Origin of the sequence: Lysinibacillus sp. G4S2, assembly GCF_030348505.1 — a bacterium.
Classification (GTDB): Bacteria; Bacillota; Bacilli; order Bacillales_A; family Planococcaceae; genus Lysinibacillus.
This window is the reverse complement of record NZ_JAUCFJ010000002.1, coordinates 352,452-376,905: the sequence shown is the minus strand read 5'-3', so window position 1 is coordinate 376,905 and position 24,454 is coordinate 352,452. Positions and strand designations below refer to the sequence as shown.

Sequence of the window (24,454 nt, the reverse complement as noted above, 5' to 3'; positions counted from 1 at the left end):
GGAATTTAGTACAATCGATATTGGATTTTTCTAAACTAAATAACGATACCAACGATTGTAGCCGTTAAGATACTAACAAGTGTTGCTCCGTACAACAACTTTAAGCCAAAACGAGCAACTACATCCCCTTGCCTTGCATTCAAACCTTTTACCGCTCCGGAAATAATACCGATCGATGCAAAATTTGCAAAGGATACAAGAAATACAGAAATAATACCTAGTGTATGTGCACTCATTGACTTAGCTACTTCTCCAAGGCTTGCCATTGCAACAAATTCATTCGTTACTAATTTGGTTGCCATGATTCCTCCAGCAGTAACAGCATCTGCCCAAGGTACACCCATTAGGAAAGCGATTGGTGCAAAAATATAACCTAATATGTCTTGGAAAGATACACCGAAAATCATATCAAATAGTGAATTGATTAAATCCATTAATGCTACGAAACCGATAAGCATGGCTCCAACAATAACGGCTACTTTAAATCCATCCATAATATATTCTCCAAGCATTTGGAAGAAAGTTTGCTTATGCTCATCTTCAATCTTTAAGATATCTTCGCTTTCTTCAACTGTATACGGATTAATGATTGAAACAATAATAAATCCACCAAACAAATTCAACACAATCGCCGTTACAACATATTTTGGTTCAATCATCGTCATATATGCTCCAACAACTGACATAGAAACAGTCGACATTGCCGATGCGCATAATGTATACATTCGCTGTGGAGCGATCTTATCTAATTGTTTTTTTACAGTAATGAATACTTCAGATTGACCTACAATTGCAGAAGCAACTGCATTATATGATTCCAATTTTCCCATACCACTTATTTTACTTAATAGTAAACCTATTCCCTTCATGATGAAAGGCAGAATTTTAAAATGCTGTAAGATCCCTATCAATGCAGATATAAAGACAATTGGTAATAATACACCTAGAAAGAAGGAAAATTCCCCTTTATTCGCTAAACCTCCAAAAACAAATGATATACCAGTATTTGCGTAAGACAATAATTGATTAAAACCATTTGTTATTCCTTTGATTAGTACATAACCAAATTTTGTATTTAGCAATAATATTGCCAATAGAAATTGGATAATTAACATAATAACTATATTTTTATATTTTATTTCTTTCTTGTTTTTACTCATTAACAATGCTAAACCAAAAACAAGTAGTAATCCACAAATGGATATTAAATATCTCATAAATTCCTCCATAAATATAATGATAATTTTTAGACATTCGACCTCAAGACGCATTTTTCGCTTCTTATTTTTAATATCAAAACTGGAAAAATAGTCCATAATTTTTAAACTAGAAGACAATCTCGTGGTCAGACGTCAGACAAACATTCTCACTATAACAGTTTTTTCACTAGTTATTCAATAGTTAATAGAAAAAAATATGTAATCACTTTCTTCATGTTAAAACTTTATTTATTGTGTGAGGTTTTCGATATATTATGTCCGTCGTTTTTAAAAAAAGTTAAACAAACCTACTCCGTTCGTTTTAGCGTAATATTTCACAATCACCCTTCATCAAAATACCCATTCTTCCTTCTTGTTGAAGAGGCCTGAGATAACAATTAATTCCCCTGTACTACATGAACTAAAAAAATTCATAAAAAAAAGACCAGACACGATTATCTTGGTCTTAACTAATGTTCAACTGTAACCTTTGTAAGGTTTTACGCTAGTTTTCTAGAATATTCTTATCATCTAATTTTTTAGTATATTTCTTCAAAAAATTGTTCATCCTCTTAATAGTTTACTTGAAGAGGTGAATATTAAAATGAAAAAATCGTTAATAGTAATTTTTCTAGTAATATTTACGCTATTACTAAGTGGTTGTTGGAGTAAGCGTGAATTAAGTGATCTAGCTATTGTTTCTGCTTTAGGTATAGATAAAATCAATGATGAATATTATATTTCTGTTCAAATTGTCAATGCTGGTGAAATGTCTGGCAGTAAATCTTCTGGTGGTCAATCGCCAGTTGCTACCTATCATACAACTGGAAAATCCTTATTTGAAGCTGTTAGGAAATTAACTACAACTACTCCAAGGAGAGCCTATTTCACTCACATGCAATTGGTCGTTTTTGGGGAAGAATTTGCATCTGAAGGAATTGCGGAAGCTCTAGATTTTATGGCTAGAGACCAAGCAATTAGAAGCGATTTTAACTTTGTTGTAGCATATAATTCTACTGCTAAAGATATTTTAAGTGTCTTAACACCTATTGAAAAATTACCAGCAAAAAAGATGCTAAATTCCACTCTTGCTTCCCAAGATGCTTGGGGTTCAACAAAATTTATTGATACTGAAGATTTAATTTCTGAATTGGGCGGCGAGCACAAAAGTACTGTTTTGTCAGCGATAGAATTAGTTGGAGACAAAGAAAAAGGTAAAGGTCCAGATAATGTTGAAAGAATTGAGACGTCAGCAGTATTACATTTCATTGGATTCGGAGTATTCAAAAAGGATAAATTAATTGGTTTTTTAACTGAATCAGAAAGTATCTATTACAATTTTTTAATGGATAATATTAAAAGCACAATCATAAATACCTCCTGTCCTAATAAAGGATCTATAACAACAGAAATAGGAAAATCTAAAACAACTATTCATGGAAAATTTGAAAATGGGATTCCAAAAATAAATGTGAAAATTGATATTGAACAAAATGTTGCAGAAGTAAAATGTAACATTGATTTATCAGAGGAAAAAACTTTAAAAATGATTGATAAAAGAACTGCAACCTATATTAAAGGAAATATTGAACAAACCATTAATACTATTAAAAAAGATTATCAAGTTGATATTTTGAACTTTGGAGAAGTACTTCATAGGGAAGATTACCAAGCATGGGATACTATTAAAGATGATTGGTCAACAATATTTCCAGAGTTAGAAGTCAATGTTGACGTAAATGTCCACACATTTGGGACAGCGACCTTGGTTAATCCCATCCCACAAGAATAAAACAAAATTGATGAAGCATTTTTTCTAGATAACTGCCAAGTTTTATAAAATGACGCGTTTCCTAACTTTCTTTCAAATAACCATCTTCCACCCTGTATAATTCGCCTCCATTTTGCGCATATATGGTAGTAACAAGGGAGGTCATTACATTGAAGAAGTTATTTTATCTGTTTTTACTAGCCACATTATTATTATCAGCTTGTGGAAAAAATACCGCTCCAAAAGAAGTAGCCGTCGACAAAAATACTTCCGTTGAAGATATAGTGGGAGCTATCGTCAAAAATAAATTCACTGTTGAAGAAAAGAATGGGGTTGTAACTATTTCCATTCAAGATACAGATGTTGGAAAAGGTTTGAAAAGTCAAATGCTGAAGGACTCTACAAAAATATTTGCTGAGCTGTCCAAACTAAAAAGTGTTAAAACACCATCTATTTCCTGGTACGCACCGTTAACGGAAACAGGTGGAAAGAAAGGTATGACTGAGGTATTAAACATTTATTTTAGTGAAGAAGACTTTAGAAAAGTTAATTGGGCAAACTATAACCAGCTAGATATTGAATCCATCGCTACTCATTATCATCAAAATGAAGCTTTAGGCCATTAAAAAAATACAACAGAAAGATACCCCTTTATGTATAAAGAATGGGTATCTTTTTTATTATCCGCTCACTTAACGTACATACTAATTGCTTCAGACAGAAGAGATTGTTTTATTTTATAATGCGTTGCTTGCCAGACGCCTTTTCCATCTTTCAAAATTAAGAGTTGTGGTGATTCATGCTTCACCTTTAGATCGTTCTCAATAATATTTGAAACATCCCTATCCTTCTGCACAATCACTAAATACTTAGGCAAATTTGTTTCTAGCGCTTTCAACTCTTTTAACGCAGAGATGCTACTAAAACATGTCATACTGAATTTTAACACTAGACAGGCCTTGTGCTTAGATTGCTGTAAAGTATCTCTCCATTGTTCAGTTGTTTTAATTCTTTCCATACTTTGAACCTCCAACTTATAAGCCTTTCATTCATTATATACCATATAGGGTATTAATAATGTATGAAAGTGAATCAAAAGAGGTAAGAATCTTCTATGAATGAAGATAAAAATACGAGCCTACAATAAATGAAAGCTCGTACCTCTTCTCACAATATTTAAATACCCTCAGTGTTCATTAATACAACACGCCAACCATCTGGATCTTCAATTGTGACACCTTTTTCTTCCCAATATGGATTTTCTGGCTCTACTTCGGGATAGCCCATTTGCAATAAGCGTTCGGCAATACGCTGTATCGTTACAAACTTTGGAATATATAGCACAAGCAGATTATCCTTTGTTGGCGCTGGGCAAGGGCTCCCCTCAATATGCTCTGTAAATTCTAAATGATAGCTAGCATTTGGAAGACCAATCATTATACCATTGTAGCCACGATGCCCTGTGAAAGAGCCAACTTTTTCTAACCCTACGCCTTCACAATAAAATTTTTCAATTTCCTTTAATTTATCAGTTGGCCTAGCAATACGTACTTGGGCCACCTGTAATTCATCCGACCATTGTTGTCTCATAGTTATTTTTCTCCTTTTTTTCAATTATATAATTGAAGAATAAAGCTAGAGAACAGCCCTTGGTCTGAAAAAATGCTAATCTATGGCAGTAATATAAAATTACCCGCGGAGAAAAGCAAAATACCCGCGATATTGGTTGAAATACCCGCGAATTGGAGACAAATACCCGCGCTAGCCACGCAAATACCCGCGAAGCACCAATTTCACCTTAAAAAATCACAAATTCTATCTGCAACTGCTAATGGATCTTCTTTTTCTAAATAATACTCCTCAGCTGGCCAATATCTTCTTCTATACTTGTTTAATCGTGTTCGAAAATCTCCAATATACACGTCTCGCTGCAATACCCTTTCCTCTCTAACAGTTTTAGGGCATTCTATATATAAACTATAATCATAAAAGCTCCTCCACTCACTGCGTAGAAGAAAGATTCCCTCAACAATAAGTATACTGTTTGCTGCTAATGTAATTTTTTTATTACAACTGACATCTGTTGATTGGTCATAAAATGGAAGTTTGAGCTCTAAATTATAATTATGTAATTGTAAAAAGACATGATGTTTAATAAAGTCGATATCCCACTGTAAGTAATAATATTCGTACCATTCATCGTAGCCAGTATTATAGCGTTTGTTTCTTTCAACGATGTGATTATCTATATGAATTAGTTCTACAGCACATATTATTTTTAGCTCTTCTGCAAGCTTGTTAGCTATAGTTGACTTGCCTGCGCCACCTAGTCCATCAATGGCGACAATGAATGGTCTTTCTTTAGCAGACCTCGCTTTAAATTGCTTTATGATATCGTTCTTTATTTCGTGTATATTCATTGATTGACACTCCTAACAATCATTAAAATAACCAGCTCTGCCAAAAGAACTGGTTACTTTGCATTTATTCTGTTATGGCTACACTAAATGAAGCTGCTGTCTTCTCTTTTACTTCTTCTAAAGTGACACCCTCTGCTAATTCTATTAGCTGCATACCTTGCTCAGTAAAGTCAAAAACAGCTAGGTCTGTAATTAATCGATGTACAACGCCTTTGCCTGTTAACGGTAGCTCGCATTGTTTTTTAATTTTTGACTCACCGTTTTTATTGACATGCTCCATCACAACGATGACTCTTTTCGCTCCAACTACAAGGTCCATGGCGCCTCCCATACCTTTCACCATTTTCCCTGGAATCATCCAGTTTGCAAGGTCACCCGTTTCAGATACTTCCATCCCACCTAAAATAGCAAGGTCGATATGGCCTCCGCGAATCATGGCAAACGATTCGGCACTATCAAAGAATGAAGCACCCGGTACAACTGTTACCGTTTCTTTACCTGCATTAATTAAATCAGGATCGACCGCTCCTTCCGCTGGGTATGGACCAATGCCTAGAAGTCCGTTTTCTGATTGTAAAAGGACGTCATAATCAGCCGGAATTGCATTGGCAACTAGCGTTGGGATACCAATACCTAAATTGACGTTCATGCCGTTTTGTATTTCTTTTACCGCTCTGTTTACTATTCTTTGTCTTGTATCAACCATCACGCATCCCCCTTTTTCACCGTCAAACGCTCAATACGCTTCGCATAATTTTCGCCTAGTAAAACGCGTTGCACGAACACTCCTGGCGTATGGATATGATCCGGATCTAGCTCTCCTACTTCAACAATTTCCTCCACCTCTGCAATCGTAATTTTCCCAGCCATTGCAGCTAGTGGATTAAAGTTACGTGATGTTTTTCTGAAAACTAAATTACCTAGCTTGTCTGCCTTCCATGCTTTAACAAGTGCAAAATCTGCGACAATTCCTGTTTCTAAAATATATTCCTTCCCATCAAAAACCTTTACTTCTTTCCCTTCAGCAATTGGCGTTCCAACCCCAGTAGCCGTATAAAAGCCAGGAATTCCAGCACCGCCAGCTCGCATACGTTCAGCCAAAGTACCTTGTGGTGTCAATTCTACTTCAAGCTCCCCACTTAAAAATTGCTGCTCAAAAATTTTATTTTCACCTACATAGGATGCAATCATTTTTTTTATTTGTTTATTTGCTAATAAAAGCCCTAAACCCCAATCATCCACGCCACAGTTATTACTGACAACTGTTAAGTCCTTTGTTCCCTTTTGTACTAGCGCTGCAATTGATTTTTCAGGGATACCACATAGCCCGAAGCCCCCTACCGCTAACGTATTCCCATCTTTAATATCTGCAACGGCTTCCTCAAACGAATTCCACACTTTCCCGTTCCCCATATCGAAACCCCCTAAAATTGCTCGTTTATTAAGAAAAATTCTACCTCAATATCATTTTATAAGTAAAGGAATTAATTCGAATACTATTTATTCCAAAATGGCATAACTCAATTTTTGCCGTCCTCTTCAGAACGAATTGTAGTAAGTAGCTGCCTTAATGCAAATGATTGATATGTATTCTTCTTCGTAATAACACCTAAACGCCATGGCATGTCAAAATTAAATAATGGAATTATTTTTACATTTTTATTCGTCAGCTTTGCGGCAACTGAATACGGTAAAAGTGTCACGCCTAAATTCGAGGATACTAGCTCCACTATTAAATCCCATTGCGAGCTTTTATAGCCGATTATTGGTGTAAATCCTACGCTTTTACATGATTTAATCACATAATCATGCAATGTGAATTCCTCTGTAAAAATAATGAATGTTTCATTTTGTAAATCTTGTAATAAAATATGTTCTTGCTGTGCTAATGGATGGGATTCATTAATAAAGACAAAAAATTGGTCTTCCACAAATGATTGGACAGAAAATTTCCTTTCATCTGTAGGTATAACAACAATCCCCATATCAACATCGCCATTTTCTACTAACGTTCCAATCATTTTAGCTCCACGTTCCACGAGCTCTAAATGTACCTCTGGATACTGCTGATGAAACTTTCGAGCAATTTCAGGAAAGAATAGCGTGCCAATTAACGGTGGAATCCCTAATTTAATAGAACCTGTCTTGATGTTCATTAAATCATCCAGTAAATTATGTAAATCGTGTACAGAACGCATTACTTTTTGTCCTTGTTTATAAACAATACTTCCTGCATCTGTTAATTCTACGTTGCGTGTCGATCGGTTTAATAACTCCACATGAAGAGTATCCTCCAGCTTTTTAATGCTTTTGCTTAATGAAGGCTGTGACACAAAGGATTCACTAGCTGCCTTTGTAAAACTCCCATGTTCAACAACAGTCATAAATGCTTTTAAATCTCGTAACTCCATATAGACACCCCCTATTTATTCTAATTTGTTATAAAAAATATTCCAAAACCCTTGTTTAATAATACATTCTCCTCGTTTTCTACTAATCCTTCTTCTAGAAAATATCCAAGGCAAATACAATAGCAGCAATGTTTCTCCCTGATGCCGATAATATTTAATTACGCAACATTCACGAATAACAGTTTTAAAAATATTTCTACATTACGTCGCATTTTTCGTTCTTAATTCTATCTTTCTCTTTAATATTTCATTTCTCTCTGTACAATTAGCAATAAGGGATGGCAGAAAAGGAAGGGGGATTTCTAACATGAAAACGTTAACAAGAATTTCAAATGCTATCATGGAAAAATATTTACCTGATCCATATATTTTTGTCACTATACTCACAGTATTAGTATTACTTTTAGGGGTTACATTAACAGATTCTTCTCCACTCGACATGGTGACATATTGGGGAGGTAGCTTTTGGAGTTTATTAGAATTTACAATGCAAATGGTGATTGTCTTAGCTGCAGGTCACATTTTAGCGAATAGTCCTGTCTTTAAAAAAGGATTATCGGCCAGTGCAAGTAAAATAAAAACACCAGGCATGGCTATTATGGTTATTACATTCGTATCACTAATAGCTTGCTGGATTAACTGGGGATTCGGACTTGTCATTGGTGCCCTCTTTGCAAAGGAAATTGCTCGACATGTAAAGAAGGTTGATTATCGCTTATTAATCGCCAGCGCCTATTCAGGCATGGTTATTTGGCATGGTGGATTAGCTGGCTCAATTCCGTTATCCATTGCGACTGAAGGTCATAAGTTTGCTGACATTATGGGCATCGTACCAACCAATGTTACAATTTTTTCAACTTATAACTTATTCATAGTCATTGTTATACTTTTAACTTTACCATTGTTTAATCGTTGGATGATGCCAAAGGAAGAAGATACGGTTGAGGTGAACCCTGCTTTATTAGTGGAAGAAAAAACAGAGTTGCCTAAGCCTGAAAATAACTTTGCCAGTCGCTCTGAACGCAGTTATATTTTAACGATTTTAATTGGTATTCTCGGACTTACTTATTTAATCTATCATTTTGTTACGAAGGGCTTTGTTCTTGATTTAAATGTTGTGAATACAATTTTTATTGTGTTAGGTATCATTTTCCACGGGACACCGCAGCGTTTCCTTGCAGCCGCACAAGATGCCATTAAAACAACAACAGGCATTGTTTTTCAATTTCCGTTTTATGCAGGGATTATGGGCATGATGACCGCTTCTGGTTTAGCTGCTGTATTCTCAAAATGGTTCGTTAGTATTTCCAATGAACATACCTTCTATTTGTTCACTTTTTTCTCAGCAGGACTTGTTAACTTCTTTATACCATCAGGCGGTGGACAATGGGCAGTGCAAGCTCCTATTATGCTAGATGCCGCTACAACTCTAGGTGCCGACTATGCTAAAACTGCCATGGCGATCGCTTGGGGTGACGCTTGGACAAATATGATTCAGCCGTTCTGGGCACTACCAGCCCTTGCAATCGCCGGTTTAAAGGCTAGGGATATAATGGGCTTCTGTTTATTCGTTTTAATCTTTACGGGCATTATTATAAGCATTGGCTTCCTTTTCATCTAGCTGAATATAGCGTATTTAAGCTTCACGGAATATATATCCGTGAAGTTTTTATTACCCTTTTGAATGTAGTTGAATTGACAACAGGTGTGTTGATTAACCATTTTTATCCACCCTAATTAAATTAGAAGGATCTGATTTCCGCTAAGGGCTACTCGCTTTGTCGCTGTCGCTTCGCTTTCGCACAGATAAAACAATTTGTTGCTGACGCTTCGCTTTCGCACAGAGCAAGGCTTCCTGCTAGCGAGCGTCGAGTAGCCCTACACTACAAGCTCTTCATCATAACATGTGGTTGATTTCTTTGATAGAAAGAGCTTGTTTTTCGATAAATGCCCAAATAGTTTCGATAAAATGAGATTTTGTTTCGATAAAAGCTCAAATAGTTTCGATAAAGAGCGATTTTGTTTCGATAAATCTTCAAAATATTCCTATAAAACGAACGAAAGTAGCTTTAGCGATTCTGTTTTGGGGCTCGACACTAATTAGCAACAAGAAAAAACCTTTCATCGATCAATAATAAACCTATTTTTTCCTAATCAACACGCCTGAATTGACAATGAAAAATATTGAATTAGAACGGGGCACGCCACTCTTCCCTCCTCCTCTTTCATCAGTTGAAGAAGAGTGACTTGCACAAGACGTTATCGGGATAGAGAAAGGATAAACATGGTTCATCAGCAAAACATGTAGTTGATTTCCGTTCCGGCTGGGCGCTTTCCTGGGGGCGTCCGATGAGCCGCTTCACTCGCGGGGCTCGCTCCAGGGTCTCATCTGTGACGCTGATCCCCAAGGAGTCGCCCAGCCTCCACTCCAATCAACTTATATACATAGCATACGTTTTAACTAATGTCATCCACAACTTATGGTGGTCATAAATATCGATGAAATAGAACTGATTCATATAATTCGTAATAATAGATAATGGGATATATTAGGAAGATAGTTGGTTTACATATATATAAGGGGAGGGTTTCAAATTGAAGAATTCTACGAAAGTAATAGAATGTCCAAAATGTGGTGGGAAGGAGTTAGGGAAAGGAAGCATACTGGAGCTGGGGTTATGTACCCAGATAATAAGCCTGGCTTAGGTTCAGTTGTTGAATACATTATTTGCACAGACTGTGGATTTATTATCGAAAGCTATGTAAAAAAGCCAGAGAAATTTAAGGGTACTCTTTATTGGAAATAATCATGGACAGTAGATAATGAGCTACAGTTTTGAGATTTATCGAGAACATTTGTTTATCGACCAACTTTATCGATTTATCAACCAACTTTTTTAATTTATCAACCAACTTTCGAAAAATATCGACATCTACCTTCATGCAACACTAGCTGACCGCACTGATAATTTGCGTCGCTTATGACATAAGCATATTTTCAAGTCAAAATTTAAAAATTTTATACCAAAAAAGCGCGAGAAATCAACGTTTCTAAATTGATTTCTCACGCCTTTTAAGGTTTTGACCAGTTATGTCCCAGCCGCTTTTAAACCACTTACAAAATGTTAACGGTATATAAATCATATCTCCACCTTTAATAAAACCTTAGTGGGCTTTTTCAAATGCTAGCTTAATGCCAAAGCCAATTAACACTGCGCCTGTCAATCCTTCGATTACAGCTTTCGTCGTTGGCTTTTTCATAAATGCACTAATTTTATCCAACAAGTAAACATAAAATACAAACCACAATCCTGTTAACGTAGTATAAATAAGCCCCATTATAAGAAACGGCATAAATGTACCGCCCTTAGCATCTACAAACTGTGGTAAAAATGTTAGAAAAAATACTGCCACTTTAGGGTTTGTAACATTCGTTAAGAAGCCTTGCTTAAAGCATGATTGTTGTGAATATTTGTGATCAATTTGGGTCTCGTCTTGCACAACAGGAGATTGCGTGCGGATTGCTCGTAATGCCCATAATGTTTTGACACCTAAATAACATAAATAGACCGCTCCGACGTATTTTAAAATGGCAAATACATATGCTGACTTTACAATAATCGCGGAGAGTCCAATAACCGCCGCAAAAGTATGAATTAATAATCCACAGCATGAGCCGAGTAAAGTCTGTAAGCCTCCCTTTCGGCTTACTGTAAGCGTATTTTTTGTGGCGATCGCCGTATCAGGGCCAGGTAAAATAATTAATAAAATACACATGACTAAAAAAACAGATATGTTCACCATTTTAAACCCTCCATTTAGTCAGAATATTATAAAAATAATATTAACATATGTATAGCTAAACAAAAAAGACTCTAAGGTATATATAATTGACATGCAACCTTAAGGTGTTATATACTCATAACACCTTAAGGTTATATATTTGCAAAGGAGTTTATATTTAAATGACTGAAAAACTAGAGAACATTGTTAAAACAATTACACTAAAAGCACCAATTGGAAAAGTATGGGAAACAGTAACGGACGCTGAAAAGATTGCTTCTTGGCTTATGCCAAACGATTTTAAGGCTATTGAAGGTCACGAATTTACAATACAATCACCGTTTGGCCCTTCACCATGTCGAGTAGAACAAGTAGATGCTCCACATTTTGTTCGTTTTGCATGGGATACAGATGGATGGTTTGTCACTTTTGAGCTGAAAGAAATTGGTGAGCAAACAGAATTTACGTTAACTCATGGTGGCTGGAAAGAAGCTTCGCATATCATTCCTAAAGCTAACATGCCTGCTGAAGCTATTCGTACAACAATGGATAGCGGCTGGACAATGCTTATCGGTCAAAAATTAAAAAATGTTGTAGAATCACAATGACACCGCTTGCTGTAAAATATGATGTTTTTCAAGCAATCGCTGATCCGACAAGACGTCATGTCCTACAGCTACTTGCTACAAGTGATAAGCCCATCTCCCTTATTTCTGAGAATTTCTCTATAAGCCGAACTGCTGTCGTTAAACATTTAAAAATTTTAGAACAGGCTGAGCTTGTTTCTGCTCAGAAAAAGGGACGAGAAAAAATATATACATTACATGCTGAAAAACTAAAAGAAATTGAAGATTGGCTACAATACTTTGATTTATTTTGGGATAATAAATTGGCACAACTACAAAGCCTTCTTGAAGAATAATCAATAATGTCTCGGCATTAGCGTCACACCCACTGAAAGAAGTTAAAATGGCAAGGAGCTGTCCACGACTATTGGACAGCTCCTTGTTTAATATAGATAAAATAATCCACCATTAATAATTTCTATTTTAATTATTGCATCATATTGTTCCTCTAAAGCCTTCTTTTCAATGTCATAGCATTCTGGTTTGTCATCGATATCCTCATAAAAATAATCTAATACACGTTGATTACGTTGCCATCTCTTTTTTGCTTCAGTAGCCCACGAATGGTCATCCTGAGCAATGATTGCTTCAATTGCTGCATCTAATCTTTGAAGTGCCCTAATAGGTTTAATAATGTATTGCACATGAAAAACATTGTCTGCTGGAACAGTATCTAGCTCGGTTGCACATAAGGTTTCATGAAAGTCCTCTTTAATGAGACCTGTTAATAGATTGATACCAAAGGAAAAGAGCATTTCTTTCGTTTGGTCGCAGCAATACGATACTTTATAATTCACCCCTAGCCAAGGTGTTAAAATAGCCTGCCCTCTTGCTGTATCGACCTTCTCATACATTTGAACATAAGCTCCTAGCTCCCTTGTTGCTTGAAAAAGCTGGTTCATTCTTGGAGAACCAAAATGAATAGCCTCGCCATAAAGACTACCAGCTGATGCTGTTTGATTTGTAATGAATGTTACTTGGGCCGGATTTGGCTCACTATTTGTAGCTTCTACGTATTGCCAATAAAATGGTCGATTCATTATTTTTTTATCGATATCAACCGTTAATTGCACGGTAAGATAATGTTGGTCTTCCCCTAAAATGTCGCAATCATTTTCTGTGAAAAATTGTCGTAAATAACTATGAACTTGCTGTGGATACATAGTCCTTCTCCCTTACACTAAACAGATTCTTTAAAGTTAGATAGAATCGCATCTAAGTCCCCTACTACCTTTTCAAAAACATCAATTTTCGTATGAAGTAATGCTAATATATTCTCTTCAATAGTATTTGCAATAGCCAGATTGTATATATGAACATCATGCTCTTGCCCTAAACGATGTACACGACCAATCCGCTGCTCTAGCTTCATAGGGTTCCAAGGCAAATCGTAGTTAATGACATGATGACAGAATTGAAGGTTAATCCCCTCGCCACCTGCCTCTGTTGCGATAAGAACCTGTGCCTTTTCCTTAAATAGATGCTTCATATAATCACGTTTGTTTTTATTAAATTTACCGTTAAACAGGACGCTCGTTATACCTTTAGAATGTAAATACCATTGCAAATAAATTTGAGTAGCTCTATACTCTGTAAAAATAATTACTTTATCTTCTGCCTGTTCGATTATTTCAAGTGTTTTTTCCGCCTTTGAATTCACTTCTAAAGCCATTAATTTTGCTAGTATAGCTTCCACTTCTTGTGATTGTGCACTATCTTCTTCAAGCATTTTAGATAATGTTAAAGCTGTCGCTTCTTTGCTACTACACATTTCCTTCCGTAATGTAATCAATGAGAAAGAACCCGTATTTTGAAGCGTTCCGAGCAATTCATAAACTTCCTCTTCTTCCTTCGTAAATTTGATCGGAACAATTTTAACGCGGCGATTTGTCCATTCAATACCCGTGTCCTCTCTCCTATTCCTCACCATCACCTGATTCACTAATTCCTTTAAATAATCATCATGCTCTAAATCATGCTTACTTGCCGAAAATGCAGATTGAAATGTATCATAATTGCCCAGATGGCCAGGCTTAAGCAAGGAAATAAGATAAAATAATTCAAAGACATCGTTTTGAATCGGTGTTGCCGTTAATAATAAACAAAACTTCTTCTTTAAACCTTGTACGAATTCATAAATTTGAGTTTTATGATTTTTTAGCTTATGCGCCTCATCAATAATAATCATGTCGTAATCCTGCTCATAAATACGCTCTTTATGCGGACTCTTTTTGGCAGTATCCATACTCATAATAAGGACATCGTAGCGCTCTATCGGAACATTTTTTTTATAAGCTATTGCCGGAATATGAAATTTAGTATTTAATTCTTCAATCCACTGATTAATAAGAGATGCTGGGGCTAATATTAATGCTCTTTTGACAAGTCCTCTGATCAGATATTCCTTTAAAATTAAACCGGCTTCAATTGTTTTACCAAGACCTACCTCATCAGCTAAAATCGCTTTTCCATTCATCCGTTCAATCACTGTTTCTGCTGCTTCTAGCTGATGTGTCAGCGGCTTTAAATTTGGTAAATACTTTGTTGCCTGTAAACCTGTGAAATCAGTAATTAACTTCATTTTCACAATGTCATAATTCATCTTGTACAATGTCCAACTATCCCATTTTTCAAGATGATCAAGTTTTTTTATAAAGCCTTCTTCCCATTCGGACGACCTTTCTATTTTCATGATCATCACCTCATGCCATTATTTCTAGTTTAGGTTGTCCAAAAAAGAGAAAGCTATGTTATGGTTTTGCGAAAGAAAAATTAAAGTTTACTCCGGTAAAGCGAGTAGTTGATTTTCGGGCGCTTTCCTAGGGGAGTCCGATGAGCCGCTTTTGTTGCTGACGCTTCGCTTTCGCTCAGATAAAACATTGTTGCTGACGCTTCGCTTTCGCTCAAAAAACATCTGCAGGCCTAAGTAAAAGCCGATGCCATATACCTTATTTATTAACACTATCTAATACCGTATTATTTTCTTCAAAGTTCTATTGCACATACTCCATGATTACCGCGTCTGCAATATTCGTTACTTTGCAAATCTAGCTTTTTAAGTAAATTAAAAAGTTAGAACCTTAATTTCGGACAATTTAAAAGGATAATGGTATTAAGATAGTCTTTTTATTCACTTCCTTTTTTCATACAATTAAAGAAGTATTACTTTCCAAAAAATTACGTTTTTTTAGAAGAACGGGATTATGCCCAATTTAATAGGGCGCACATATACCGAGGAGGTTACTATGAAAATTCTTGAAGCATTAACAATGTCACTGCCTTACATTCATTTAGCTATGAAGGGCGAGTCCATGATTGGATTAGTAGATAAAGAGAGTGAGCGTATTATTGCTTATTTACCTGGGAAACGGATAGATTCTGGTTATAAAATCGGACAAAAACTTCACCCAGATGATGCTATTTTACATCTTCCACTTAAAGGAAAAAGCACTGATGAGCCTGTACCAAAAGAATATTATGGTGTGGTTTTTAACGCATTTTCTTTCCCCGTTCGTGAAAATGGGCAAATCGTAGGCGCGCTAGCCTTTGGAATACCTATTGACCATTCTCTACAAATGGAGAAATATATTCTTACTATGAATGACATTATCCAAAACCTACAGGATAAAGTACATACAATTGCCTCTCATTCGGAGGAGCTAGCTGCAACTAGCGAGGAAATTAATAAGCAAACACAATTTGCTTTAGAGGATGCTGAAAAAACAAATGGTATTACCGATTTAATAAAAAATATTTCTCGTCAAACCAATTTACTCGGATTAAATGCATCGATTGAGGCAGCACGAGCAGGTCAGCATGGTGCCGGATTTAATATAGTCGCACAAGAAGTTCGCAAGCTTTCTACTGAAACAACTTCTGCTACTGATAACATTGAATCCTCGCTTCGAAGCATCAATTATAATCTTGAAAATTTAAAGCAAAACATGACTCAAATAAATGGTGCCACAAATGAACAGGCACAACTTGTTCAGGACTTTAGTGAAATTATTGATGAGCTTACTACGCTTAGTATGGAAATGAAGGGTTTTATGTCTAAAGCAATGAAATAAAGGCTTATATCAACAGAAAAATCCGCCTCGCTTTCTGTGGTCAAATCAAGAGCCACATAAGTCTGCGCGGATTTTTTACTTTTGTGCTACTTTTGAAATAATTACCAAAATAATGAAATTAACCCTAAGCATTTGTAAAATATACGATATGATTACTTTTTGGTACACTATTGGAAAAAAGAAAGTGAGGCCTATATGAAGAGGAAAATATTTATTTTACATGAAATATACGGTGTAAACGATTTTATAAAAAAGCAAGCTGAAACATACAGTAACGCTAGCACTACTGTTGAGTGCATTTCTTTATATTCAGAAAATACAGTATTTACATATGAACAAGAACAGGAATCCTATAAGTTTTTCATAAATGAAGTTGGCTTTGATGCGCCACTCAAAAAACTAAGCGAAAAACTATTGGAAGCTAGGACACAGTATAATGAAGTGCTATTAATTGGATTTAGTGTAGGTGCAACATTAGCTTGGCGACTATCAACCCTCCCATTACAAGGAATCGTTTGCGTTTATGGTTCACGTATTCGCCAGTATCTTGATATAATCCCAACTTGTCCGACGCTTGTCATTTTACCAAGTCATGAGAAAAGCTTTAATGTCCATGAATTAAAGGAAGCACTCGATACATTACCAGCTGTTCACACGAAACAATATAAAGGTCAGCATGGTTTTATGGACTACTATAATTCGAACTATTGTCATGAAAGTTATTTACATGCACAAACCGATATTTTACAATTTTTTCAAATCGAACAAAATCAAGGAGGACAAAGTAATGGATCAAAATGAAAACATGATTATTGAACCTTATATTGAAGGAGGCAATGTCATATATCCAAGCTTTCACCTCTCCTTGCAGACAGGAATTATTATCGGCATTTATACAGATGTATCTAAAATCAATACATTAATGCAATGGTTTATGAAACAAAGCAATACGTATACATATCTTCGCGAAAGTGCGTTGTATGAGCGACTTACGGTTCGAGAATATATCCAATTTTGCTTAAAGCTCTTCGATGCTACTTCTGAAAAAATGGAGGATTTATTGCAATTAACCGCTTTAACGGAGCAAAAAAAAATCAAGATCAGCAAGCTTTCAAACGGAGAAAAGCAACGTTTAAAATTAATTCATACATATCTCAGTTCAGCACAAATACAAGTTTTAGAAGAGCCATTTCAAAATCTTGATGAGTTTTCCAAGCAAAAAGTCATTCAGTTATTGGGTGCCCTTCAAAAACAGGATAAAACAGTTATTTTACTGTCTAATAATCTTGAGGATTTAATTATTTCGAGTACAGCAATACATAGACTGGATACAATGGGCTTACATGGATTAGATGTTAAAGAGGATGAGACAGAACCAGCTTCTCCTACACTTGAAAATGCACCCATTCGACTTGATAAAATTCCTACGAAGAAAAATGACAAAATCATTTTATTTAATCCCCCTGAGATTGATTATATCGAAAGTGTTGAAGGGGTCGTTTCAGTGTATGTTGCAGGGGAAACCTATCCATGTACATTATCACTGAATGAGCTTGAGCAAAAATTGACACCATTTGGCTTTTTTAGAAGTCATCGCTCTTATATCGTAAACTTGCAAAAGGTTCGGGAAATCATTACGTGGACTCGCAATAGCTACAGCCTAGCCTTAAATAGTAATGAAAAGGCTGTAGTACCATTGTCGAAAAATAAGCTTGCAGATTTAAAGGAAATACTCGGAATTTAGGAGATTTCCCAGGAAATAAACGACTCCTGTCAGCTGAAATATTTCTCCACTAAAGGGCATTTTACTGCCTTTCACCTGTAATTTAATGTTGAGCTCTCCATTGTCCCTTATAGTGTAGATATCAACAACAACACAGGGAGGTTTTCAAATGAACGCAGTAATCGATGTTCAGCATTTGAAGAAAACATTTAATAAGGAAGTAGCATTACAGGATGTTTCATTTACTATTCAAAAAGGAGAAATATTCGGCTTTCTTGGTCCTAGTGGCTCCGGAAAAACTACTACTATTAAAATATTAACAGCACAAACTGAAAAAACTGCTGGCGATGTTTTATTGTTTGGTCGCCCAGCAGATGAGATGAAGCAAAGTAAAAATCGTAAACGCTTTGGTATTTTAACGGATAATAGCGGTCTGTACACACGACTTTCAATCGAAGAGAATTTATTACTATATAGTAATTTATATCAATTACCTAATTCAGCTGTTAAAGAGGCCTTGGATTTTGTTAACTTATATAGCGAGCGTAAAAAGAAGATTAGTCAGCTTTCTAAAGGGATGATCCAACGTGTTACGCTTGCACGTGCCATCATGCATAAACCAGAACTATTATTTTTAGATGAACCAACTTCTGCACTCGACCCTGTTAATACACAGCATATTTATAACGGCTTGCGTAGGTTAAATGAAATGGGTACGACAATATTTTTAACAACACATGATATGAGTGAAGCAGAAATACTTTGTGATCGTGTAGCCTTCTTACATAAAGGGAAAATTCGGGCAATTGGTTCCCCGAAACAGTTGAAAAAGGAATTCGGTGATGATTCCATTACAGTTGAATTAAAAAATGGGGCTAGTGAAATCATTCAAAATGGAGAACAGGATGCACAGAAACTGTTTCATTGGATGCAATCTAACGAAGTTTCTCGCATTTATACAAACGAGCCAACACTAGGTAATATTTTTATGCAAATAACAGGGAGTGATTTAGTATGAACATTTCAATGACACGTATTCAAGCTATTTTCATGAAAGATTATAAGGAATTTTCACGTAACTATGCGGTATCCTTAATGGCATTAATGCCACTTATTATGGCTATTCTATACAATCAAACAGGTGCCAATACTATCAGCATGTATTTCCTACCGATAAATATGGTGTTTTCTATTGTGACTGCCTATGTACAATGCTGTTTAATTGCAGAGGAAAAAGAAAAAAATACGCTTCGTGGTCTAATGCTATCCCCTGCTTCACTTGGAGATATTTTAATTGGTAAAAGCTTGTTTGTCTTTATCCTTACATTAGTAGTTGTAGCAACAACTATTTTGTTTGTTGGCTATGAACCTGCTAATCTTTTCATCATAGCTATTGCTTTAGTGTTTTCAGCAGTGTTCTATATTGCAATGGGAACAGTATGTGGACTATTCGCCAAATCGATTATGGAAGGATCTATTATCATTCTACCTGTTATCTTTATTTTCCCATTCGGTCCTCTTTTCCAAGGATTATCGGAGGCCTTCCCTGTTTTAAAAGTCGCAGAGTGGTTACCAAGTTCTCAATTGGTACTATTAGCAGAGGCTTTAGAAGGAACATACACAACAATGGACATCATTGTTCCAATAGCTACTATTATCGTATGGTCACTAGTGACTTGGATTGTAGCAGGATTTATCTATAAAAAAAGAATGGTCGACTAAATTACTTTCTAACGATTTTGGGTTTTGTAGCCATGCTGGGTATGTAGAATGACACTTTGAGAGATATTTTATATCTAGTTTAAGCGCTATTTTGCACTATAAATAAATATAAAAAGTCCAATTTCTCAACATTAAAACTAAGAAATTGGACTTTTATCATTACTTCGGAATAGCACCCGATTGCTGAAGATCGTTATTACAGTAAAGCACCCCGTTAGTTGGACAAGAAAAGTGAAGCTTATTCCAATCGCTCCCGATTGTTCAATAAACTACATCAACAATTATGAAACTATCTTCTACTTTCTTCGTATAGTAACTAAGTCAACTAATTTTCGAGGTGATAATAATGTACGAGTACTATTTCGTTAAAGTGGAACTAAATGCTTGGGGTAGTAAACCAAAAGAAGATTATCAAAATATAATTCACCAATACGCATCTGACGGATGGAGATTTGTTCAAATTTTTGCTCCTTCAACTAAAGGATATGGTTCCGCAGCCTATTTTGAATTAATTTTCGAGAGGCCCCTTAATTAGATTTGAGGGGTATTTCTATTTTGGGGGAACATAATGTAGAATTCTGTTTACTTAAACTCATCAGCTTTTTATCACTAACAGTTTTGTTCTAATGTGCCTCATTTTTTGCATTACTTTTTATTAGACATTAATAATCTAATCTATTTTTACAGCAAATGCTCATTCCTTTTGTGCTTTCTTATTGATACAGATAGGTAAGCTTTTGAAGTTATCGCCAGCTTTTCCCCCTGTTCACACCGTACGTGCGACTTTCATCGCATACGGCGTTCCAACTAATCCAATTTATTCTTTCTATATCTTAAGCAGACGAGTGCTTTTCTTCCATTATTAGATTATTTCATTGTTACATTTCAGTCGTAAATTATTTACTTTTACTATTTGCTTATTCGAAAGCTTTACAGCTTTTAAGAGCGTTTTAATTTTTGCCTGGTCTTTCAAATGTATAAGTTGATGTATAGCCTTATTCAAAATTATTAAGTTCGAATAACTATCATCTTTTGAAATGTTAAACGGATTAATATGATGACAATGCCAATCATTAATACCTAATTCTTCACCTAAAATGGCGCATTTGCCATACTGGGCAATGAACTTACTGATTCTGTTGTCGTTGTACTCAATAGATCTATTTGGAATGTAGTTTCTCATGATGTGAGAAAGAGTATTTTTATTGATAGCCTTTAGGCTATTATGAATTTTTGCTCTTCCTTCGACTGTAAAATTACAAATTATTTGTGAAAAACATAGTGTCTTTCCCCATCGTTGTGCATGGATAGGGACAAAAACCATGTTCTGTATCTTATACAGTTTAGCCTCGTATCCCTTGTACCTCTTCTGTAAAGTCTTAGTCATCTCATGGAACCTCGCCTCGGTTCTAATATTCTTTAATTGATTGTATAACGTCTTGCGTAGATGGAGATTTAACTCATTCAGATTAATTGTAATTTGAGTTGCAGCTGAGTAATAGTTTTGGATTCCCATCACAACGGTATTAAAATTCCAAACTGTCTGAATACAAGGCTTTCTCTTGATTACCCTTATGGCTTCTTTTATCTTTTGGAAAGCATTTGCTTTAGCCTTTTTCGACATATCAGACTTTGCTACATAACCAAATCTGGTCTTACCCTTTCTTATAGCTTTTATTGAAAAGCCTAGAAACTCTGATGAGTTTTTCTTTAAATTAACAACCTTTGATTTTTCTTCACTTAACTCCAAATGAAGCCTTATTCTCAAGAAGTCTTTCAGTGCGTAGTTCATTTTTATTGCGTTTGACCTAGTTCGGCACATTACTTTAAAATCGTCCGCATATCGGACGATGAAGCACTCTTTTAAAGCTGTTTTCTTTAAATGCTGATATTTACTGCCATTGGTGGAGTATGTATATCTGCTTTCAAACGTTTCCCATTGGTTACTAACCCACCAATCCAATTCATTTAATACAATGTTGGATAATAACGGTGACAGAATTCCTCCTTGCGGAGTACCTTTTGTAGGAATACCCTCTCCTTCAATCTCTGCTTTTAATAGCCTAGATATAATAGAAAGGAGTGATTTATCCCTTATGCCTAGAGACCACATTTGTTTTAAAAGCTTACTATGATTAACATTATCAAAGAAACCCTTAATATCTACATCAACACAATGATGAAGCCCAGTTTGATTGATAAGGAACTCAAGTCTAGCTTTCGCATGATGAGTGCTGCGATTCGGTCTAAACCCATAACTATGTTTATGGAATTTTGCTTCGCAAATTGGCTCTAAAATTTGAAGTATGCATTGTTGAAAGATTCTATCCCAAATCGTTGGTATCCCCAAAGGTCTAGTTTTATCCTTTCCTTTAGGAATAAGAACCCGTCTTACTGGCTGTGGTTCATACCATTTAAACATAGCTTGAACTCTTGCTATTACATCTTCCACAGTTAAATGCAAGATATCATTAATTGTTAATTTATCAGTTCCCGCAGTTTTACTACCTGTATTTCTTTTGATGTTTCGGTAGGCTAGACGTATATTGTCTTTAGAACTCATTAATTCTGTTAAGTCATAGAAGTGATGACCACTGACACTTTGAGTATAAAGTGTATCAAAACAATCTTGCATGCTATAATACTCATTGTGTCTCAATTTCTTCCGTTTCAATAAGTTGGTGACTCCTTTCGGAGTTAAACCTCTTTTAGTCTCACAAGAACCTTATTAACCGATAAAGAACTGCCTTACTTGGTTGAATAAATCTTTATTAGTCTAGTGGCTATCCCTCCATGTGTATTAGACATTTCCTTGGTACTGTGCCACCACTTTCACTGATATTAAGACATGTTATACAGTAATTATTATCATTAATGTTTTCCTTGCCACCGTTTCAATGGAAGTAAGTCCTCCACGTTATCAGCTTACAACGTTGAATTATATCTATTATGGAATGAACTTAGGTGCTTCCTCTAAGCCTGTTAGTATTCATACGCCTGTAACGTATCATGGATTTTCATATTAGTTATTTTTACTCATCCACAGCTAACCTCACAATTTGGTGATATACACATTTCTATGTATCGCAGGTATAGACCCGTACATTCAGAAGTTCGTCAGCTTAACCTTTTATTGTAGGTTTATTAGCATTCTCACCATATTCATTCAACTCAAGCATCATGATTTACACCACCCCCGCGGGTAGGCTTTCGTCAGCCGAACTGTTACGGTAAATTCTCACGCCTTTTCGCCGAGCTTATAACACTTTCATTCTTACTAAATCAAGTGCTATTCGACTAAGAGAGAACCCTTCTGAGCGTTACCTCTTCATTTGATTCTTCGATATAACCCTTCAATTCCGAAAGGAACTGCCTAGCCTTTACCAGATTGATGTAACCATCATCCATTTAAACTAGGAACATTTCGCACAACAAACCTGCTTACGTTAGCACAATAAGCAAAAAGAGCCGTCTGTGCAGCTCAATGATCTTCATGTAAAACCTATGTTAGTAAAACTAATTAATTTAGTTGTAGGTCACTCTCTTTTTATTCAACACTAACATCAAAAACAAAAGTTTGTTTTCCTTCAGACCATATTGTTTTAAGTTGATAAATATAATATCCACTTTCCGATGGCATCATAATTTCATTATCTTTCACTTCAACAAGATCAGTTGTACCATCTTCATTCCGTTTAGATACCGTAATTGAAGAAGGGTTTTTATCAATTTCAACTTTAAATATAGTGCTTTTTTCAACTTCTAGTGTATCGAAAAGTTCAGCTATCTCGTTTATATCGGAAGAATGTTTACTACTAAATTCAACTTTGTCTTCTTTCTGCTCATAATCACTTAGAATCATTGTATAATGTTCACCATTCACAATCACTTTGCCTTCTGGTTGACTAAGAGTATCGTTTGGGGATTTTTTGCATCCAGTCAAAATAATAACAATCAATATGGATAAAATTAATTTATTCATTTTATTACTTTCCTTTATTAGATTTTTACTTTCGCTCCGTCTTTTCATTTAAGTATATTATTTCGTGATTCCCTTTTTATTTTAGCGCATATATCCAATGCATTTATTGGATATTGTTAAAGTAAACTGCGCCGTTAGCACAATAAGAAAAAAGAGCTGTCTAAAACAGCTCAAGCACCCGTTAGACATCCATGAATTGCAAAAATCAGCACTTCACCACAGAAAATGAAAGATGATTAAGTTCTTTCATGGGAGTTGCATAAGGAACAACTATTTCTAGCTAATCTTACGTTCTAATTCGCTAAATAATTCAGCAGGTTCTATTTCTAAGCCAATTAACTTTGCATTCCAGTTAACGCCTACTAATAAACCATCTTCATTCATTCCATAAAGCCAACTATTCATAAATTCTTCTAATGGTATTAGAGTTGGATGATAATTTGACCATCCCTCTATCGCACATTGGCGTGCATACGCTTCATCTGACCAAAATGGCATTACATCAGTGTCTTCATATTCATTTGATTGACATACACACCAACCTTCTTCATTTGTCAAACCCCAAACCAATTTACTCTTCGAAACTCTTTCGATAAATTTTTCATATCTTCTTTCAGAATTTATTGTTAAATCAAATGACATTTTACTTCTCCCTTTAATTAACACTTCAATAATATGATTAAATTATTCTTATTGATACAGATAGGTAAGCTTTTGAAGTTATCGCCAGCTTTTCCCCCTGTTCAC

The 24,454-nt window shown here is 35.4% G+C and carries 26 protein-coding genes; 12 read left to right on the top strand and 14 right to left on the bottom strand.

Annotation, left to right across the window (positions count from 1 at the left end; genetic code table 11):
• Window positions 1-35 precede the first annotated feature (35 nt).
• Window positions 36-1,217, bottom strand: a complete 1,182-nt coding sequence (locus tag QUF91_RS02190; protein ID WP_289416692.1) for a NupC/NupG family nucleoside CNT transporter — start codon at window positions 1,215-1,217, stop codon at window positions 36-38.
• Between the two features lie 586 nt (window positions 1,218-1,803).
• Here QUF91_RS02190 and QUF91_RS02185 point away from each other — a divergent pair.
• Window positions 1,804-2,991, top strand: coding sequence for a Ger(x)C family spore germination protein (locus tag QUF91_RS02185; RefSeq protein ID WP_289416691.1), 1,188 nt, complete (start codon window positions 1,804-1,806; stop codon window positions 2,989-2,991).
• A 149-nt stretch (window positions 2,992-3,140) separates the two neighbouring features.
• A complete protein-coding gene (locus QUF91_RS02180; RefSeq protein WP_289416690.1) occupies window positions 3,141-3,596 on the top strand; it encodes a hypothetical protein in 456 nt (151 codons plus the stop codon).
• A gap of 62 nt (window positions 3,597-3,658) precedes the next feature.
• On the opposite strand, the gene ytxJ is transcribed toward QUF91_RS02180, so the two are convergent.
• The 6 genes from ytxJ to QUF91_RS02150 all read right to left on the bottom strand — a co-directional run bounded on the left by ytxJ (window position 3,659) and on the right by QUF91_RS02150 (window position 7,801).
• Window positions 3,659-3,988 (bottom strand): bacillithiol system redox-active protein YtxJ, encoded by a 330-nt coding sequence (gene ytxJ, locus QUF91_RS02175; protein ID WP_285399745.1) that lies wholly within the window; start codon window positions 3,986-3,988, stop codon window positions 3,659-3,661.
• A gap of 158 nt (window positions 3,989-4,146) precedes the next feature.
• Window positions 4,147-4,560, bottom strand: a complete 414-nt coding sequence (locus tag QUF91_RS02170) for a VOC family protein (RefSeq protein ID WP_289416689.1) — start codon at window positions 4,558-4,560, stop codon at window positions 4,147-4,149.
• Between the two features lie 203 nt (window positions 4,561-4,763).
• Window positions 4,764-5,390 (bottom strand): kinase, encoded by a 627-nt coding sequence (locus tag QUF91_RS02165; protein WP_289416688.1) that lies wholly within the window; start codon window positions 5,388-5,390, stop codon window positions 4,764-4,766.
• A 64-nt stretch (window positions 5,391-5,454) separates the two neighbouring features.
• Window positions 5,455-6,096, bottom strand: a complete 642-nt coding sequence (locus QUF91_RS02160) for a 3-oxoacid CoA-transferase subunit B (protein ID WP_289416687.1) — start codon at window positions 6,094-6,096, stop codon at window positions 5,455-5,457.
• Entirely contained in the window at window positions 6,096-6,803 is a 708-nt protein-coding gene (locus QUF91_RS02155; RefSeq protein ID WP_289416686.1) for a CoA transferase subunit A, read from the bottom strand. The genes QUF91_RS02160 and QUF91_RS02155 overlap by 1 nt, the downstream gene beginning before the upstream one ends.
• 107 nt (window positions 6,804-6,910) lie before the next feature.
• On the bottom strand, window positions 6,911-7,801 hold the full coding sequence (locus QUF91_RS02150) for a LysR family transcriptional regulator (protein WP_289416685.1): 891 nt from the start codon (window positions 7,799-7,801) through the stop codon (window positions 6,911-6,913).
• Window positions 7,802-8,108: 307 nt separating this feature from the next.
• Between QUF91_RS02150 and QUF91_RS02145 the strand changes: the two genes are divergently transcribed.
• A complete protein-coding gene (locus QUF91_RS02145) occupies window positions 8,109-9,422 on the top strand; it encodes a short-chain fatty acid transporter (RefSeq protein WP_289416684.1) in 1,314 nt (437 codons plus the stop codon).
• 607 nt (window positions 9,423-10,029) lie between these two features.
• On the opposite strand, the gene QUF91_RS02140 is transcribed toward QUF91_RS02145, so the two are convergent.
• Complete coding sequence (locus QUF91_RS02140; protein ID WP_289416683.1) at window positions 10,030-10,209, bottom strand: hypothetical protein; 180 nt, start codon at window positions 10,207-10,209, stop codon at window positions 10,030-10,032.
• Between the two features lie 270 nt (window positions 10,210-10,479).
• On the opposite strand from QUF91_RS02140, the gene QUF91_RS28030 reads away from it, so the two are divergent.
• Window positions 10,480-10,608 (top strand): hypothetical protein, encoded by a 129-nt coding sequence (locus tag QUF91_RS28030; RefSeq protein WP_353957833.1) that lies wholly within the window; start codon window positions 10,480-10,482, stop codon window positions 10,606-10,608.
• Between the two features lie 358 nt (window positions 10,609-10,966).
• Here QUF91_RS28030 and QUF91_RS02130 read toward each other — a convergent pair whose 3' ends face one another.
• Complete coding sequence (locus QUF91_RS02130) at window positions 10,967-11,605, bottom strand: LysE family translocator (RefSeq protein WP_289416682.1); 639 nt, start codon at window positions 11,603-11,605, stop codon at window positions 10,967-10,969.
• 161 nt (window positions 11,606-11,766) lie between these two features.
• Here QUF91_RS02130 and QUF91_RS02125 point away from each other — a divergent pair, with 161 nt between their 5' ends.
• Together QUF91_RS02125 and QUF91_RS02120 are read left to right on the top strand one after the other, a co-directional pair.
• Window positions 11,767-12,192, top strand: coding sequence for an SRPBCC family protein (locus QUF91_RS02125; RefSeq protein ID WP_289416681.1), 426 nt, complete (start codon window positions 11,767-11,769; stop codon window positions 12,190-12,192).
• Window positions 12,189-12,506: an ArsR/SmtB family transcription factor gene (locus QUF91_RS02120; protein ID WP_289416680.1), complete on the top strand. Its 318-nt coding sequence runs from the start codon at window positions 12,189-12,191 to the stop codon at window positions 12,504-12,506. Before QUF91_RS02125 ends, QUF91_RS02120 begins: the two co-directional genes overlap by 4 nt.
• Before the next feature lie 87 nt (window positions 12,507-12,593).
• On the opposite strand, the gene QUF91_RS02115 is transcribed toward QUF91_RS02120, so the two are convergent.
• Window positions 12,594-13,373, bottom strand: coding sequence for a YqhG family protein (locus tag QUF91_RS02115; RefSeq protein ID WP_289416679.1), 780 nt, complete (start codon window positions 13,371-13,373; stop codon window positions 12,594-12,596).
• A 17-nt stretch (window positions 13,374-13,390) separates the two neighbouring features.
• Entirely contained in the window at window positions 13,391-14,908 is a 1,518-nt protein-coding gene (locus QUF91_RS02110; protein WP_483308073.1) for a DEAD/DEAH box helicase, read from the bottom strand.
• Between the two features lie 547 nt (window positions 14,909-15,455).
• On the opposite strand from QUF91_RS02110, the gene QUF91_RS02105 reads away from it, so the two are divergent.
• From QUF91_RS02105 to QUF91_RS02080, 6 genes are all read left to right on the top strand, one after another.
• Window positions 15,456-16,280 carry a methyl-accepting chemotaxis protein gene (locus tag QUF91_RS02105; protein WP_285398322.1) on the top strand — a complete coding sequence of 275 codons (825 nt, stop codon included), beginning with the start codon at window positions 15,456-15,458 and terminating at the stop codon, window positions 16,278-16,280.
• A gap of 195 nt (window positions 16,281-16,475) precedes the next feature.
• Window positions 16,476-17,081, top strand: a complete 606-nt coding sequence (locus tag QUF91_RS02100) for a dienelactone hydrolase family protein (RefSeq protein ID WP_289416677.1) — start codon at window positions 16,476-16,478, stop codon at window positions 17,079-17,081.
• Entirely contained in the window at window positions 17,068-18,024 is a 957-nt protein-coding gene (locus QUF91_RS02095) for a LytTR family transcriptional regulator DNA-binding domain-containing protein (protein ID WP_285398320.1), read from the top strand. Before QUF91_RS02100 ends, QUF91_RS02095 begins: the two co-directional genes overlap by 14 nt.
• A 148-nt stretch (window positions 18,025-18,172) precedes the next feature.
• Window positions 18,173-19,021, top strand: a complete 849-nt coding sequence (locus QUF91_RS02090; RefSeq protein ID WP_285398319.1) for an ABC transporter ATP-binding protein — start codon at window positions 18,173-18,175, stop codon at window positions 19,019-19,021.
• Window positions 19,018-19,725 carry an ABC transporter permease gene (locus QUF91_RS02085; RefSeq protein ID WP_285398318.1) on the top strand — a complete coding sequence of 236 codons (708 nt, stop codon included), beginning with the start codon at window positions 19,018-19,020 and terminating at the stop codon, window positions 19,723-19,725. Before QUF91_RS02090 ends, QUF91_RS02085 begins: the two co-directional genes overlap by 4 nt.
• A gap of 346 nt (window positions 19,726-20,071) precedes the next feature.
• Window positions 20,072-20,260 (top strand): DUF4177 domain-containing protein, encoded by a 189-nt coding sequence (locus tag QUF91_RS02080; protein ID WP_285398317.1) that lies wholly within the window; start codon window positions 20,072-20,074, stop codon window positions 20,258-20,260.
• Between the two features lie 327 nt (window positions 20,261-20,587).
• On the opposite strand, the gene ltrA is transcribed toward QUF91_RS02080, so the two are convergent.
• The 3 genes from ltrA to QUF91_RS02065 form a co-directional block, all read right to left on the bottom strand.
• Window positions 20,588-22,399, bottom strand: a complete 1,812-nt coding sequence (gene ltrA / locus QUF91_RS02075; RefSeq protein ID WP_483308072.1) for a group II intron reverse transcriptase/maturase — start codon at window positions 22,397-22,399, stop codon at window positions 20,588-20,590.
• A gap of 873 nt (window positions 22,400-23,272) precedes the next feature.
• Window positions 23,273-23,707 (bottom strand): hypothetical protein, encoded by a 435-nt coding sequence (locus QUF91_RS02070; protein ID WP_289416676.1) that lies wholly within the window; start codon window positions 23,705-23,707, stop codon window positions 23,273-23,275.
• 276 nt (window positions 23,708-23,983) lie between these two features.
• Complete coding sequence (locus tag QUF91_RS02065) at window positions 23,984-24,349, bottom strand: DUF2750 domain-containing protein (RefSeq protein WP_289416675.1); 366 nt, start codon at window positions 24,347-24,349, stop codon at window positions 23,984-23,986.
• Window positions 24,350-24,454 lie beyond the last annotated feature (105 nt).

Bases quoted from the DNA above. Each gene is read 5' to 3' on its own strand.
- QUF91_RS02190 (WP_289416692.1), bottom strand. From the start codon at position 1,217: ATGAGATATTTAATATCCATTTGTGGATTACTACTTGTTTTTGGTTTA.
- QUF91_RS02185 (WP_289416691.1), top strand. From the start codon at position 1,804: ATGAAAAAATCGTTAATAGTAATTTTTCTAGTAATATTTACGCTATTA.
- ytxJ (WP_285399745.1), bottom strand. From the start codon at position 3,988: ATGGAAAGAATTAAAACAACTGAACAATGGAGAGATACTTTACAGCAA.
- QUF91_RS02170 (WP_289416689.1), bottom strand. From the start codon at position 4,560: ATGAGACAACAATGGTCGGATGAATTACAGGTGGCCCAAGTACGTATT.
- QUF91_RS02165 (WP_289416688.1), bottom strand. From the start codon at position 5,390: ATGAATATACACGAAATAAAGAACGATATCATAAAGCAATTTAAAGCG.
- QUF91_RS02160 (WP_289416687.1), bottom strand. From the start codon at position 6,096: ATGGTTGATACAAGACAAAGAATAGTAAACAGAGCGGTAAAAGAAATA.
- QUF91_RS02155 (WP_289416686.1), bottom strand. From the start codon at position 6,803: ATGGGGAACGGGAAAGTGTGGAATTCGTTTGAGGAAGCCGTTGCAGAT.
- QUF91_RS02150 (WP_289416685.1), bottom strand. From the start codon at position 7,801: ATGGAGTTACGAGATTTAAAAGCATTTATGACTGTTGTTGAACATGGG.
- QUF91_RS02145 (WP_289416684.1), top strand. From the start codon at position 8,109: ATGAAAACGTTAACAAGAATTTCAAATGCTATCATGGAAAAATATTTA.
- QUF91_RS28030 (WP_353957833.1), top strand. From the start codon at position 10,480: ATGTACCCAGATAATAAGCCTGGCTTAGGTTCAGTTGTTGAATACATT.
- QUF91_RS02130 (WP_289416682.1), bottom strand. From the start codon at position 11,605: ATGGTGAACATATCTGTTTTTTTAGTCATGTGTATTTTATTAATTATT.
- QUF91_RS02125 (WP_289416681.1), top strand. From the start codon at position 11,767: ATGACTGAAAAACTAGAGAACATTGTTAAAACAATTACACTAAAAGCA.
- QUF91_RS02120 (WP_289416680.1), top strand. From the start codon at position 12,189: ATGACACCGCTTGCTGTAAAATATGATGTTTTTCAAGCAATCGCTGAT.
- QUF91_RS02115 (WP_289416679.1), bottom strand. From the start codon at position 13,373: ATGTATCCACAGCAAGTTCATAGTTATTTACGACAATTTTTCACAGAA.
- QUF91_RS02110 (WP_483308073.1), bottom strand. From the start codon at position 14,908: ATGATCATGAAAATAGAAAGGTCGTCCGAATGGGAAGAAGGCTTTATA.
- QUF91_RS02105 (WP_285398322.1), top strand. From the start codon at position 15,456: ATGAAAATTCTTGAAGCATTAACAATGTCACTGCCTTACATTCATTTA.
- QUF91_RS02100 (WP_289416677.1), top strand. From the start codon at position 16,476: ATGAAGAGGAAAATATTTATTTTACATGAAATATACGGTGTAAACGAT.
- QUF91_RS02095 (WP_285398320.1), top strand. From the start codon at position 17,068: ATGGATCAAAATGAAAACATGATTATTGAACCTTATATTGAAGGAGGC.
- QUF91_RS02090 (WP_285398319.1), top strand. From the start codon at position 18,173: ATGAACGCAGTAATCGATGTTCAGCATTTGAAGAAAACATTTAATAAG.
- QUF91_RS02085 (WP_285398318.1), top strand. From the start codon at position 19,018: ATGAACATTTCAATGACACGTATTCAAGCTATTTTCATGAAAGATTAT.
- QUF91_RS02080 (WP_285398317.1), top strand. From the start codon at position 20,072: ATGTACGAGTACTATTTCGTTAAAGTGGAACTAAATGCTTGGGGTAGT.
- QUF91_RS02070 (WP_289416676.1), bottom strand. From the start codon at position 23,707: ATGAATAAATTAATTTTATCCATATTGATTGTTATTATTTTGACTGGA.
- QUF91_RS02065 (WP_289416675.1), bottom strand. From the start codon at position 24,349: ATGTCATTTGATTTAACAATAAATTCTGAAAGAAGATATGAAAAATTT.